The 13,060-nt window shown below is 34.2% G+C and carries 12 protein-coding genes; all 12 read right to left on the minus strand.

The window, feature by feature from the left end; all coding sequences use genetic code 11:
* Positions 1-164: 164 nt before the first annotated feature.
* The 12 genes from NTU58_03635 to NTU58_03690 all read right to left on the minus strand — a co-directional run bounded on the left by NTU58_03635 (position 165) and on the right by NTU58_03690 (position 12,954).
* Positions 165-1,799 (minus strand): HlyD family efflux transporter periplasmic adaptor subunit, encoded by a 1,635-nt coding sequence (locus NTU58_03635; protein ID MCX6764760.1) that lies wholly within the window; start codon positions 1,797-1,799, stop codon positions 165-167.
* A 361-nt stretch (positions 1,800-2,160) separates the two neighbouring features.
* The gene (locus NTU58_03640) at positions 2,161-2,919 is read right to left on the minus strand and encodes a hypothetical protein (protein MCX6764761.1); all 759 of its coding nucleotides are present in this window, start codon (positions 2,917-2,919) and stop codon (positions 2,161-2,163) included.
* Positions 2,912-3,490 carry an RNA polymerase sigma factor gene (locus NTU58_03645; GenBank protein ID MCX6764762.1) on the minus strand — a complete coding sequence of 193 codons (579 nt, stop codon included), beginning with the start codon at positions 3,488-3,490 and terminating at the stop codon, positions 2,912-2,914. The genes NTU58_03640 and NTU58_03645 overlap by 8 nt, the downstream gene beginning before the upstream one ends.
* 272 nt (positions 3,491-3,762) lie before the next feature.
* The gene (locus NTU58_03650) at positions 3,763-4,671 is read right to left on the minus strand and encodes a GNAT family N-acetyltransferase (protein MCX6764763.1); all 909 of its coding nucleotides are present in this window, start codon (positions 4,669-4,671) and stop codon (positions 3,763-3,765) included.
* Positions 4,672-4,841: 170 nt separating this feature from the next.
* Positions 4,842-5,849: a hypothetical protein gene (locus NTU58_03655; GenBank protein MCX6764764.1), complete on the minus strand. Its 1,008-nt coding sequence runs from the start codon at positions 5,847-5,849 to the stop codon at positions 4,842-4,844.
* A gap of 7 nt (positions 5,850-5,856) precedes the next feature.
* Positions 5,857-6,837 (minus strand): hypothetical protein, encoded by a 981-nt coding sequence (locus tag NTU58_03660; GenBank protein MCX6764765.1) that lies wholly within the window; start codon positions 6,835-6,837, stop codon positions 5,857-5,859.
* A gap of 4 nt (positions 6,838-6,841) precedes the next feature.
* Positions 6,842-8,011: a glycoside hydrolase family 1 protein gene (locus NTU58_03665; protein ID MCX6764766.1), complete on the minus strand. Its 1,170-nt coding sequence runs from the start codon at positions 8,009-8,011 to the stop codon at positions 6,842-6,844.
* Between the two features lie 23 nt (positions 8,012-8,034).
* Entirely contained in the window at positions 8,035-9,432 is a 1,398-nt protein-coding gene (locus NTU58_03670) for a ComEC/Rec2 family competence protein (protein ID MCX6764767.1), read from the minus strand.
* A 126-nt stretch (positions 9,433-9,558) separates the two neighbouring features.
* Positions 9,559-10,500, minus strand: coding sequence for a cell division protein FtsZ (ftsZ, locus tag NTU58_03675; protein MCX6764768.1), 942 nt, complete (start codon positions 10,498-10,500; stop codon positions 9,559-9,561).
* Positions 10,501-10,514: 14 nt separating this feature from the next.
* Complete coding sequence (gene ftsA, locus NTU58_03680) at positions 10,515-11,753, minus strand: cell division protein FtsA (protein ID MCX6764769.1); 1,239 nt, start codon at positions 11,751-11,753, stop codon at positions 10,515-10,517.
* A gap of 15 nt (positions 11,754-11,768) precedes the next feature.
* Complete coding sequence (ybeY, locus tag NTU58_03685; GenBank protein ID MCX6764770.1) at positions 11,769-12,218, minus strand: rRNA maturation RNase YbeY; 450 nt, start codon at positions 12,216-12,218, stop codon at positions 11,769-11,771.
* Positions 12,219-12,321: 103 nt separating this feature from the next.
* The gene (locus NTU58_03690; GenBank protein ID MCX6764771.1) at positions 12,322-12,954 is read right to left on the minus strand and encodes an HD domain-containing protein; all 633 of its coding nucleotides are present in this window, start codon (positions 12,952-12,954) and stop codon (positions 12,322-12,324) included.
* Between the last annotated feature and the right edge of the window lie 106 nt (positions 12,955-13,060).

The following is a 13,060-nucleotide window of genomic DNA, read 5'->3' on the forward strand; positions in this document are numbered from 1 at the left end:
TTTGAACTTGAATCATTTTTATTAATTGTTTCAATAAGGACTATTTACATACCAAACATACGAAATCCCTCGTTTTGACTTGATTGCGCACTTTGTTGTGAGGTTTGAGTAATGGTTTGAGAAATTACAGCATCCCCTTCTATTAAACCGCTTATAATTTCAGTTTAAGAATCGTTAGATAATCCAATTTCTACTTGTTGTTGACGAGGCAGTGTTTTTGAAATCATTCTTGCATTGGTGGCAGTAGATGTTGTGTTGCCTTCAAGTATTTCTACGTAAGAATTATTGCCGGTTGTTTTAACAGCCGAATTTGGAACTAATAATACATTTTGTTTTACATCAGTAATAATCGTTGTATTTACACTCATGCCAGGTTTTATTCTTTCGTCCTGCGTATCAAAAACAATTTTAACGCTATAATTAACTACTCCTTGGCTTACAGTTCCTATATTATTAATTTCAACTACCTCGCCAGTGATACTCAAATCTGAAACAGCATCAAAAGTAAGAGTAACTTTTTGGCCAATTTTCACTTTTGCAATGTCTACTTCATTTAAAGAAATTTCGGCTAATTGTTGCTTTGTAATAATTGTTGCAACTACCGTTCCAGAGGTCACGGGATCTCCTTTTTTTGAATTCAATGTGGCAATAACGCCATCGAAAGGAGCACGGACAGAACAATCAGCAAGGTTTTGTTTTGCTGTAAACAAAGCGTCTTCTTTTTGCTGGACAGTAATTTTTTTAGCTCTTATGCTAAGTTCATCAGCGCCTGCTTTTAATTTATCAAGCGATAACTCCTTTTCTCTAATTGTTCGCTCAGCATTAATAACTGTTTCCTTGTTGTCTTGAAAAGATCTTTGAATCGATAAAAGACTTACAAGATAACTGTTTGTTTTTCCCGTGTAAGCATTAAGATTGGATAAATACGTACTGGAAAGCGTTTCCGGTTTAAAATTATGCTCTATAAGTTTAGCTTGATAGAATTGAACTAAATCATTAGCGTTTTTTATTGCCTCAGCAATATCTTTTGATGCGTTATAGGTTGTATTAATTAAATTTTCAATTGTTGTGTCGTCAGAAAAACGCGAAGCCGATTTATAATCTATAAAATTCTGGTTATATGCATTTTTTGCAATTTGATATTTGTTATAGGTATCTATTTTATATTGCAAAACTTTTTGGTCATAAGCTTTTACTGCATCAGCGTAGTAATCAATATTCTGTTGATTTACACTAAAACTATTTGAAAAAAGTACAGAGTTAAGCCCAGCCATAATACTTGGAAGCTCAAGGAAAACATTGGTAACGCCATTAAAAGCGTCTTCGTAATTTTTTTTGAGACTATCTTCTGCTTTTTGTTTCGATTCTTTTGCTTGAGCTAAAGAATTTTCCGCTTGAAGCAACGTAAGTTCATCGGGGGGGCTTAATAATTCTTCTAATTCAAGTTTAGCGGTCTCAAGGTCTGTTTCAGCATTACGGAGTGCTTTTGCAGTATCGACAGTATCTATTTGCATAATAAGTGTTCCCATTTTTACTTCTTGACCGTTTTTCACCTTTACACTTATAACATCGCCGGACACTTTAGGTTTTATGTCTAATTGGTTTAAAGCAGAAACTTGTCCAGCTCCTGAAATAGAAGTAACAAGAGTTCCTTTTTCAACCGTTGCTAACACATAACTATTTTCTACTGAGTTGTTGCTAAATTTCTTGTATCCAACATAACCACCGCCGATTAACGCAATAATAATTATAACCATTATAATTTTATGCTGTAATATTGTCTTTAAGATTTTTAACATAAAAATTTTAAACATATGGATTTGTTTAATTATTTTTTAATACTTAAAAAGAAAATCTTGGGCCTCGATTTATTTTTTCCCTCTATTTTTTCTTCAAGAAACGAAGCACCTAAGGTCTCCTTTTTAAAATGACATTATTGATTACTTATATTACTACAATATTTATACTAAATTTATTTCATTATTGACCAACAATTAGGACCGAAAAGAGGGTTGAGGTAAAAGCTTAAAAATCTCTCATTCGGTCCTTTGCTTTCTCAACCCTCTAATTTATTAGTACAAATAATTTCTTTTTTTATTTCATAAAAAATAAAGTCGCTTATAAAGCGACTTGTTGCAATATAGAATATTTTTGAATATTTTATTGTTCAAAATGAGGTTGACCCCTGGGAATTTGGTCTGGTGGAAAAAGGTTAAAATCTTTTTCAATCTGGCGTATTTCAAAAGCATTTACTGTGCCGTCACTCCGCTCTCCGAAAATTACCACTTCATCTCCCTGTTTTATTGTTTCATCGGAAAGAATACGCGTTTCTGGCGCGATTATTATTGTTAGGGTTTCCTCTCTTGGTGTTTCTATTTTAAAACCATTGTCTATTATTTCAGAAACAATGCCACGATGAACATTATGAATTGGAGGAGCCCCAAAATTACGATAAAATGGCCCCATAACCGGTAAATGCCTATCTCTGGCGCTTAAAAATAAATTGGAATGCAGGTGTGTTTTTTCTATTAAAAAACCGACTAAAAATCCCAATACAATAATTACCAGCAACGAATAAACAATCGGCCGGCGATAAACAAAAGAAAAGCGCTTACTGAATATCTCCAGGGCCACAATTAAAACTCCCACGATTAAAATTAAAGCCCAAGGCAAATAACCAAAAAGTATTCCTACTCCGTGAAAACCGAATCTCGGCAAGAATAGAAGTCCGGTTATTCTTAAGTTAAAAATAATAAAGCTGATAAAAAAGACGACGAACAAAAATAAAAAGAAAGCACCCAAACCCAATAAAACCATTTTAAAAATAAAATATATTCTGGGCTTCATTTTAATGTCTCCGCTTTTTATTTTACTGATCACTTTTTCGCTGAGAGAATTTTTTTGTTCTTGATTATTCATAATTGTAACCCAATTTTTTTAAAATAGGTTTTATTATTTTTTTTGCCCTTTTTATTCTTATTCCAACGGTCGAAATAGGAATTTGCATTACATCGGCAATTTCTTTATAGGTTAATTCTTCTAAATAATAAAGAATAATTGGTTCGCGGTATTTTGGCTCTAATTGATCAAGGCCCATGTCTATTATTTTTTCCATATTTTGCCTATCTATTTGTTGATTAAGAATATTATTATTAGAAAAATCATAAGGAAAAAAAACATCGAAATCAAATAAAAACAAAGGTTGTTTTTTTCGTTTTTTAAGGGCGTTAACTAATTCATTATGGGCAATGCGATAAAACCATGGAGAAAATTTTCTTTGGGAATCAAACTCTTGTATGTTTGTATAAGCTTTTATAAAAACTTCTTGAACAATATCATTTATGTCTTCTTTGTCTGAAAGAAATTTCCTAGCATAACGCCTAATTTTATTTTCATATCTACTTACCAAAATACCAAAAAACCTAACTTTCCCAGACTGAATTAACTGCGCAATCTCTTCGTCTTTTAGTTGAGATATGGTTTCTTCCATATAATTAATACAAAAAATAGAGAATTTTATTTCATTTTACTGTGTCCGTCCGAAGCCCGCAAGTTGAGTTCCGATTTGTCGGAACGAAATTCCGATTTATCGGGAAGCGAAGAACGAACACAAAACCCGAGTAAAATCTCGGGTAAAACTTTGGCTTGCCATTCCGTAGCCTTAGCGGTAGGATGGCGGGGACTCATTAACGACGTTAGAATTATTATCCAGTAGTCCTCTGAGTAAATTTATATCCCAAATTTAATAAAAAATTAAACATACTAACATTTTACAACTGAAAAAATATGTGTTTTGTAAAATAATTTAGGTTGAAATTTATTTTTAAAATTAGTGAGTGCATCCTCGCCGCCGCCCATATCGGCCTCTATGTAACCGTGCGTCTTAAGCCACACTAAATCCTCAAGATAAAGAATATCTCCTAAATCAGGCAATGAGTAATCGTGAATTCCGACTGCTCCATAAAATCGACTGTTGTTGGGAATTAACCATCCGGCGTTTATCCCAACCGCCTTGCCGTCAACCACAAATACCCGCGCTTCTGATGCTCCCATGCAATTCTCATTAATAATAAAATTATGATACGGAAGAAAATATGTCCTGTCGTGTCCCCCTCGTTTTTTGCGCCATTCGTTGAGAATCAAGCGCAGCGCTTCTTTATCTTTATATGTCTGCGCATCTACCACGCTTACACAATAATTTTGATAAAATTTATTTTTCTCCTTGCGCAATGTTTTCCAGTGTTTTCCCGTGAGCGTAAGATTAAAATTTTTAAGATCGTAAACCGGCCACGTAAGCGTATATTTAATAGCTCGGGCTTTAATTTGGCATGGCAATTTATCAAGAAATTCTTTGTATAATGCGGTTTCAAGCTCAAGCGTAACTTTTTGAATTTCTGGTAATTGAAATATGTGCTCAAGATATTCAATAATAATCGAAACCCGTCTTAATGGGGGCGCAATTGGACTTGAAAAAATAGTAGTTCTTTTTTTGTCTCTTTCCTTAATTGTCAAAAGCCCTGTGCCGTCATTGAATGCTACATAAACATTTTTTGAATTTTTTTCCGCCTGAGATTTATACCACCAGAAATTATGCTCAGGCGCATATCCATATTTTTTTATCGCTTCTTCAATACGAGATTTTTCTGCCAATATATCTTCAAAAAAATTCATACAATTATTTATTACATCTCCGTATCATTTTACCACTTCGATAAACTCAGTGTAAACGCTTCAACCCTTCGACACCGCTCAGGGCAGGTAAGCTCAGCGCAAGCAAAAAAACCTGCCTGCCGGCAGGCAAGCGCCTCAATGGCGATTTTTATTAGTTACCAATCCTAACCTTAATTAGGTTCTTTAAATAATTCCCTTGCTTCATCCCAAATTCTGGAATCGTTTTGTTTTGTTTTTAACCAATACCACCATTCTGCTCCCCATAAATAAAATTCGTCAAACCCGGTTTTCTTGGCAAACTCTATATTACTTTTAAACTGCTCAAAACTCATTGTTTTTTCCTGTTCCTCCTTAGGCAAATCGCTAAGTAAAGTCTTGCCCCATGGCTCCGCCTGCAGTTCTCCGCAAATTACCCTTTTGTTAAAAATAGCTTTAACGATTTGATATTTACGCCAATAAAAAATCGGCGGAAAGGGATACTCCACGTAAGAATTCAAATTGTGGAACCAAACTTTTCTGTAAAGGCTGATACTGACTATGTCTCCCAATGTTGAAGTTTTTATCCAAAAACGATTGGAGCCGGAATCGCTTATCATGACCATCTTTCCCGGATCTAATTTTTTTACCAGGTTAATTTCTTTTTTTAAAAAATCTTCGTCAGTTTCCGGACAATCGCCGAAAGGAAAAAAGGGTTCATTTTCCACCTGCCAGGCCCAAATATTCTCGGAATCTCTATATCTTAAAACAATTTTTTCAATCAGTTTTAAAACTGATTCTTGTTGTTTTTCTTCGTCCAAGCCCTTCGCCCATTCCGGAACATGGCATTCCGGCCATCTCGGCACTTTTCTGCCTATAGCTAAGGTTAACTTAATGTTTCTTTTTTGAGCTTCCTTAATCTGAAAATCCAAATCGTCAAAAAAATAATTTTCAGGTTGTTTTTCAATTACATCCCAGTAAGCGGTGACCTTAAGATGAGAAACTTTAAGGTCGTCTAAAATTGCCAAATAATTATCCTTCCAGGAAAGACCCAACAAATCGGATTGCTTTTGGGAAAAACTTATTCCCCAATTTATATTTTGAGCCTGAGGGGCTTTTCCAATAAAAAGCCAGGCTGCGAAAACTAAGATAGGCAACACTAATATTAAAAATAATAATTTTAAAATTTTTTTAATTATCATTTTATTTTTAAGTTAAAATGGCTAATCCCGCCAGAATGAAAAAAATACCTATAATTTTTTGCAGTAAAACCCTTTTTGAAACTTGCTCTTTGAAAATTTTAGGAAACTTAAAGAAAAATAAAGTGGCTAAAATAATCAGAAACACATATTGAATGCCGGCTAAAGCGTTGATTACGGGTAATAAAATTATTGGCGCTAAAAAAATAGCCCTGTTTTGCAAAATAGCAGACAAAGCCCCTGTTGTTTTTGAAAAAATAAAAGGCAGGGCGATTTTTTGTTTTAAAATTGTCTGGCGCTTAAAAATATTGTTTCTGACTTCGGGAAAAAACAAAAGACTCAAAGCTCCAAAAAACTCGCCCATTCTTATCCAAATAAATCCGGGCAAAAACGGTAAAAAAGTATAAACGATTTTGCTTAACACAAAGGTTAGGCCAAATAAAAACGAAGCGAGCAGAGCGATTCTAAGACTTTTTAAGGTGGCTAATTTTTCTTTTTGAATGGTTAAAATAACGCTTCCTAAAATAAGAAATAATAAAGCTGAAATCTCCGAGGACCCAAGGTTCAGTTTTGGAAAATTAAGAGGAAGCGGTAAAAAAGCAAATAAATAAATCAACAATAGGCTAAAAATAGGAACCGTTCCCCCAACAGCCGGCCCAATTCTGGAAACTTCAAATTTGCTGATTGCCTGATAATAAAAAAACAAAGCTGAAAGAGAAACAATTCCGGTAAAAAGCCCGAGTCCGATTAAATACAAATTAGGGATTACAAAAAATACCGTGTTCTCTAAAAAAGAAAAGCCAAAAGGAGAAAAAAATTGATTGGATAATAAAATTCCGATCGGGATAACAAATAAAACCGCCAAGGCTAAAATCCCGACATAGAAAGAATAGAGTTTGGGAGACAATAACTCTCCGCCCAATATATATTTATCTAAAAAAGTAGCGGCAGAAAGCAAGAAATAACTTAAAATCGCTAAAGTTAACCACATATTGTTAATTATTAATTTCTAAACAATTTTCTTTGCAAATTTTGGCGTAATAAAAAGCGCTGGGCCTAGGCTTTCTTTCCAAGTTTTGGTAATTAATCTCTATCAGCCCGAATCTCGGCCAAAAACCCCTGTCCCACTCAAAGTTATCGATTAAAGACCAGTGAAAATATCCCTTAACGTCTATTTTTTCTTCAATTGCCTTGTGAATCCAAACTAAGTGTTCCTTAATAAAATCTTTTCTAAACTTGTCCTTTGAATCAGCCAAACCGTTTTCTAAGATATAAATCGGTTTTTTGAATTTAGACAGATTTTTCAAAACCCAGTATAACCCTTCCGGATAAATTTCCCAATTAATATCGGAAACAAGGTCAGTAAATTTTTTCAAAAAAGGAGGATAAAAAACTACTTGATGGGCAAAATAATAATCCACTCCGATATAATCAATATGTTTTTTTATTTTTTTTAAAAAAAGGTGGTTCCAAAAATAATGGAATAAAAAAGCAAGAAATCTTTCCAGGGCTAACCATTTTCTTGCCGGTTTAAAAAAATTACTGATGGCGGTAACGCTGACTTTCGCTTCCGGATATTTTTGGTGAACAATATCATAAGCCTCTTGATGGGCTTTAACTAAATTTCTAAAAGTTTTTATTGCCAAAACAACATCTTTTTTATTGGGAGGAAAAATACCTTGCAAGTAACCATTGGAAATATGAACAAGGGGTTCGTTAAGAGTAACCCAAAAATCAATCAAATCCCCCAATTCCTCAGAAATAACCTTTGTGTATCTGGAAAAAAAATAAACTGCTTCTTTATTGGACCAACCGCCCTTTTCCGCCAGCCAAAGAGGATTGGTCCAGTGCCAAAGAGTAACCACTGATTTGATATTCCTTGTTTTTAGAGCCAAAAGCACTTTTCTATAGTGTTCAATTTCTTTTTTGTCAAAATTGCCTTCTTTAGGCTCAATTCTTGACCATTCAATTGAAAAACGAAAAGCGTTTTGATTCAAGTTTTTTACCAAATCAAAATCTTCTTCAAAAAGATTATAATGGTCGCAGGCAACGCCGGCATTTTCAAACTTTGACCAGTCGCAATTTTCAATTCCGCCCTCAACCTGATAAGCCGAGATAGAAGAACCCCATAAAAAATCTTTGGGAAACTTTAAAATTTTTTTCATTGTTTAATCATATCACAGTTTAATCAGTAATTTAAAAATTCCATCTTCCATTTTTCGTTTAAATGGCGAACAAAGAAAATTAAAATTAAATAAAAAATAACCAGCCAAATCAAAGAAACGTTTTCCATGTTTAAATAAGAAAATGAAAATTTAGAAAGCCAGTCTATTGTTTTCACCATATAAGTCAAAATTAACCAGCAAGGGAAAGAAAGAAAATGAGAAATAGTTTGGGAAACAATGCCAACTATCCCGACTAAAAATCCCAAAATGGTTAACAAGGGAATAAAAGGTAAAATTAAAATATTGGTAATGGGCGAAATCAAAGAAATTCGGCCAAAATTGTAAATTAAAATCGGCAAAGTAAAAAGCTGGGCCGAAAAAGTCATTGAAGCCATGGTTCTTAGGTTAAAAAATTCTTTTTCCGGAATTTTTTTAAGCAATTTTTTAAAAATAGGGTCTAAAAAAATCAAACCGATTACCGCTAAAAAAGATAATTGAAAGCTGACGTCGAACCTTAAAAGCAAGGGGTTTGCAATCAGAATAACAACTGCGGCAAAAACAATTGACCTGAAGGCCGTACTTTTCCGGCCAATCTTTTGAGCAAACAAGAAGAGACCGCCCATAATTCCGGCTCTGATTGCAGAGGCCGGCAAACCTACCATTAAAATAAACAAGATTAAAAAAATACAAGTTATATAAAAAGCCTGACTCCTCCAAAAACCGAGCCCTAAGAGAAACTCCATTAAAATGGCTGATAATATGGCGACATGCATGCCCGAAACTGAAGTAATATGGCTGATTCCTGTAATGTTTAACTTTTCCCTGAACCAATCCGGCATTCTCCGCTGGTCTCCGAGGATTAAGGCTCCCAAAAGCGAACTTTGGGGAGGAGAAAAATTTTGATAAATTGATTGGCGAATTTTATCTTTTAAAAACAAAATTTCGGCAAAAATAAAATTGCCTTTTTTGTCGCCTATTTTTTTAACTTCAGGAAAATACATCACGGAAAAAATTCCGTCTTTGGCCAGGAAATCTTTATAATTAAACCCTTCAAAAACCATGGGAGTCTTTAACTTTCCCGTAACCTCCAGTTCATCTCCGTAATTATAAACGGGATAGCGGGAGGCGGTTATTAAAACCTTCCCCGAAACTTTTATTTTTTCATTATTTATTAAAATATAATCGCTTTTAATTTCTAAATTAATGCTTTTCTCTCTTATGTCCGCTTCTTTACCGGTTTTACCAATCAGAATTATCGATTCTTCTTTGTCGTTGTATTTTATGAAGTCATTATTTGAAATTTTTTCCATGGTTATTTGATAGTGCCAGGCGCCTAAAATCGCAAAAAAAGAACAAAAACCCAAAACAGCCAATCTTTTATTTTTTAAGAAAAAACAAAAAATTATCGAAAATCCGCTCAAAATTAAAAATCCCGGAAAAAATTCCCGAGAAAACGAAAAAACGGAACTTAAAAAAATACCAATTATAAAAGAAAGGCAGAAATATAAAAAGACTTTTGAAAAAGTCATTTTATGGTTCTTTAAACATTATCTTTTAAATCCGGTAGCCATAAGGGTAACTTTTATTTCTCCTTTTTTAAGAGTTTTGTCTTTTATCGCCCCAAAGATTATTTTAGCTTTGGGGTCTATATTTTGAGTAATAATTTTGGCTACCGTGTTTACATCAAAAAGAGTAAGGTCATCTGCGCCGGAAACATTAAATAAAACTGACTTTGCTCCTTTAGTCGAAAAACTCAATAAAGGAGAGTTAATCGCCCTTAAGGCTGCCGTCATCGCTCTTTTAGGACCCGAAGCCCGACCGGTGCCAAAAATAGCGGGACCGGAATCTTTCATCACGGCTTTTGCATCGGCAAAATCAAGATTTATAATCCCGGGCTTTACAATCAAGTCGGATATCCCCTGCACCGCTTCTCTTAAAACTTCGTCGCAAGCCCAAAAAGCATCAACCAAAGAAACGTCTTCGGTTTCTTTTGTTTTTAACAATTTATCATTGGGGATAACCAAAAGAGTGTCAACTTTATCTTTCAAATCTTTTATTCCCTTCTTGGCAATTTTTTTTCTTTGGGCGCCTTCGAAACTGAAGGGCTCTGTAACGATGGCTATAGTCAAGGCACCTATGCTTTTAGAAATTTCCGCAACTATCGGAGCAGCCCCGGTTCCAGTTCCCCCGCCCAATCCGCAAGTGATAAAAATCAAGTCTGAGTTTTTTAAAATTTCAAAAATTTCTTCTTTGCTTTCTTTGGCAGCGGCTTTGCCGATACCGTAATTCATTCCCGTTCCCAATCCCTGAGTAATTTTTTTACCAATTTGCAGTTTCTTGTCAGCCAAAGCGCTTCTTAGGTCCTGAACATCAGTATTTGCAACAATCAGCTCTATGCCGGAAATATTACATTTTGCCATTCGAGAAATGGCATTGTTTCCCGACCCCCCTATTCCTATAACTTTTATTTTGGGTCTATTTTTTTTCATTTTAGTAAAATCTTTTAGGGAATAAAATTTCTAAACCAGTCCTTCGCTTTGGAAAAAAATTCTTTGCCTCTGCCAACATTAAAATCAGAAAAAGATTTTTCCTTATCGGAATCCGCTCCTTCCAATACCAAACCGCAAACCGTAGCCAAGCTCGGATCTTCTTCTAACCCAATAAAGCATCTTGGCTTGCCGACTCGAGCGGGAAGCTTTAATTCTTTTTTAGCCAATTCTGCAATTTGAGATAACTTAGCTCCGCCGCCAGTAAAAACTATGCCGGCCGGCAGTGATTTCTGGCGGGAAACTTTTTTTAACTCTTGGTCAATTTGGTCGAAAATCTCCGAAACCCGGGCGCCAATTATGGCGTTTAATATTTTTCTGGAAAAAATTAAAGAATCGGGAAATTTAATCTTATCTCTTTTGTATTTTTCTCCTTTTTCTTTTTTTGGCAGACAGGTTCCAAAGTCCTGTTTTATTTTCTCAGCCAAATCAATATCGCACTTAAAACCAATGGCTATATCCTGGGTAATGTTTGCGGAACCAATCGGAAAAATAGTGGAATGAATTAAGTTTTCTTCTTCAAAAATAGCCAAACCCGTGGTTTCAGCTCCAATATCAACCAAAACCACTCCCAATTCTTTCTGCTGAGGAGTTAAAACTGATTTTGCGGCCGCTATCGGAGAAAATTGAATTCCGGCCGGTTGCAATTCAGAATATTGAATAGCTTTTTTCAAATTGTGCAAAGAAGGAACAAAGGCGCAAAGCAAAAGAACTTCCGCTTCCAGTCTTATTCCTTCCATGCCTAAAATCTCTTTAATTCCTCCCTTGCCGTCAACAATAAAGTCTTTCGGAAAAGAATCGATAATTTCCTGATTAGAAGAAAGATTCACTGATTGAACCGCTTGGCAAATAACCCTTTCTTTATCTTCCTCTGAAATTCGCTTGTCAGCCCTTGAAACGGCAATGGTCCCCTTAGAAAAGATAGCATTCATATGAGAGCCGTTTATGTTAAAAAAAACGCGTTTAATTTTTTGGCCACTTAAATTCTGAGCTTCTTCGATCGCTAACTTAATTATTTCAGCTACCTTTTCCGGCTTACTAACCACTCCTTTTCTGACTCCGGAACAATTTTTTTTAACTTGAGCTAAAACTTCCAGCTCTTCTTGGTCAGCTTTTTTTAAAGCAACCAAAACCTTGATGGCATTCGTTCCGATATCCAAGCCGGTTATTATTTCTTGACCTCTGTTGCGAAACATTTAAATTTTTTAAACTTATTTATTAATAATTTTTTGAAAATAATAATCTTGTTTTTTTTCCATCAATTTTGCTTGGTTTTCGGATTTTTCGTGGTCGTATCCTAAAAGATGCAAAATACCGTGAATTAAAACTCGATAAAGCTCGTCTTCAAATTCAGATTTAAATCTTTTGGCGTTTTTTTGAACTTCTTTGGGGCAAATAATTATTTCGCCCAAATTAACGCTTTTTCCTGTTTTTTTTACTTTAAATTGTTTCTCTGTTTTTTTAAACCTCGGAAAAGAAAGAATGTCAGTGGCTTGATTGTTTTTCCTGTATTTTTTGTTTAAATTTTTGATTATCCCGGAATTTACGAAAGCGATTGATAAATCATTTTTTTTAAACTTCCCGATTAATACTTTCTTGATAATTTTCTTCAGTTTTTTTTCGTCCAAATAAAATTTAGTCAGATTGTTTATCTCAATCATAATCTTTTTTCTATCGTATCAAATCTAGGGGTGTAAATCAAATAAAAAACCACCTGATTGATTGGGTGGTATTTAAAAATAATTTGAAGATTTTTTGGTTTTTTCAATAATCCGCCAGGGCTTTTTGGTAGAAATTAATCCTGAAATCAAATTCGTCCGGATAGTTTTTTTGCAGTTGATTCCCTAGGTTATCAATTAAAGAAAAAATTATTATTTCCAAAAAAATTTCAGAAAAATCAGACCTAAAGACTCTGTACTCTTCTTCCAGGTTATTGTTGCCGGGGTAAACCATTATATGCAAAACGCCGTGATTCTTAATGATCTGAGAAACAAAATTTTTTTCCTTTTCTGATAAATCAATTCTGTCTAAAATGCTTTTAACTTTTTGATAACCTTTTTCTTCGTGGCCGGGACATGAGGTTTTGCCGTCTTTTTTTATAATTGTTTCGTCTTTGGCTATGTCATGAAATAAAGCCGCCAGAAATAAAAGATCCTTTCTGCTATGATCGGTGATTTCTTGGCTAAGATAATTTAAGATTTTTCTATTCGCGCCCTTCAAAAAAGAGCCTAATCCCTTTAAAACACCTATCGTATGGTTAAAAACGGAATCGCGACTGTGCCAAAAACCATCATCTTCTATAACTTTTTTCAGTTCATAAAACTCCGGTAAAATAATAGAAAATTCTCCTTTTTCTATTTTTTCGATTGTTATATCTTCTGGTTTAATTTTTCCCATAAAATCATTCTCCTTTTATTTTTTAAAAAATAGCTAAATTTAGTTTAATTAAAAAAATTTTTTTGTCAATAAAAAACTACTCTTAATATTGATGCTCTTTTTTTTA

This window comes from Candidatus Nealsonbacteria bacterium, assembly GCA_026396195.1.
Lineage (GTDB): Bacteria > Patescibacteriota > Minisyncoccia > Minisyncoccales > JAGGXC01 > JAPLXH01.

Excerpts from the sequence above, each read along its gene's own strand:
- NTU58_03645 (MCX6764762.1), bottom strand. The coding sequence starts at position 3,490 with ATGGAAGAAACCATATCTCAACTAAAAGACGAAGAGATTGCGCAGTTA.
- NTU58_03690 (MCX6764771.1), bottom strand. The coding sequence starts at position 12,954 with ATGGGAAAAATTAAACCAGAAGATATAACAATCGAAAAAATAGAAAAA.
- NTU58_03660 (MCX6764765.1), bottom strand. The coding sequence starts at position 6,837 with ATGTGGTTAACTTTAGCGATTTTAAGTTATTTCTTGCTTTCTGCCGCT.
- NTU58_03665 (MCX6764766.1), bottom strand. The coding sequence starts at position 8,011 with ATGAAAAAAATTTTAAAGTTTCCCAAAGATTTTTTATGGGGTTCTTCT.
- NTU58_03640 (MCX6764761.1), bottom strand. The coding sequence starts at position 2,919 with ATGAATAATCAAGAACAAAAAAATTCTCTCAGCGAAAAAGTGATCAGT.
- ftsZ (MCX6764768.1), bottom strand. The coding sequence starts at position 10,500 with ATGAAAAAAAATAGACCCAAAATAAAAGTTATAGGAATAGGGGGGTCG.
- ftsA (MCX6764769.1), bottom strand. The coding sequence starts at position 11,753 with ATGTTTCGCAACAGAGGTCAAGAAATAATAACCGGCTTGGATATCGGA.
- NTU58_03655 (MCX6764764.1), bottom strand. The coding sequence starts at position 5,849 with ATGATAATTAAAAAAATTTTAAAATTATTATTTTTAATATTAGTGTTG.
- NTU58_03650 (MCX6764763.1), bottom strand. The coding sequence starts at position 4,671 with ATGAATTTTTTTGAAGATATATTGGCAGAAAAATCTCGTATTGAAGAA.
- ybeY (MCX6764770.1), bottom strand. The coding sequence starts at position 12,218 with ATGATTGAGATAAACAATCTGACTAAATTTTATTTGGACGAAAAAAAA.
- NTU58_03635 (MCX6764760.1), bottom strand. The coding sequence starts at position 1,799 with ATGTTAAAAATCTTAAAGACAATATTACAGCATAAAATTATAATGGTT.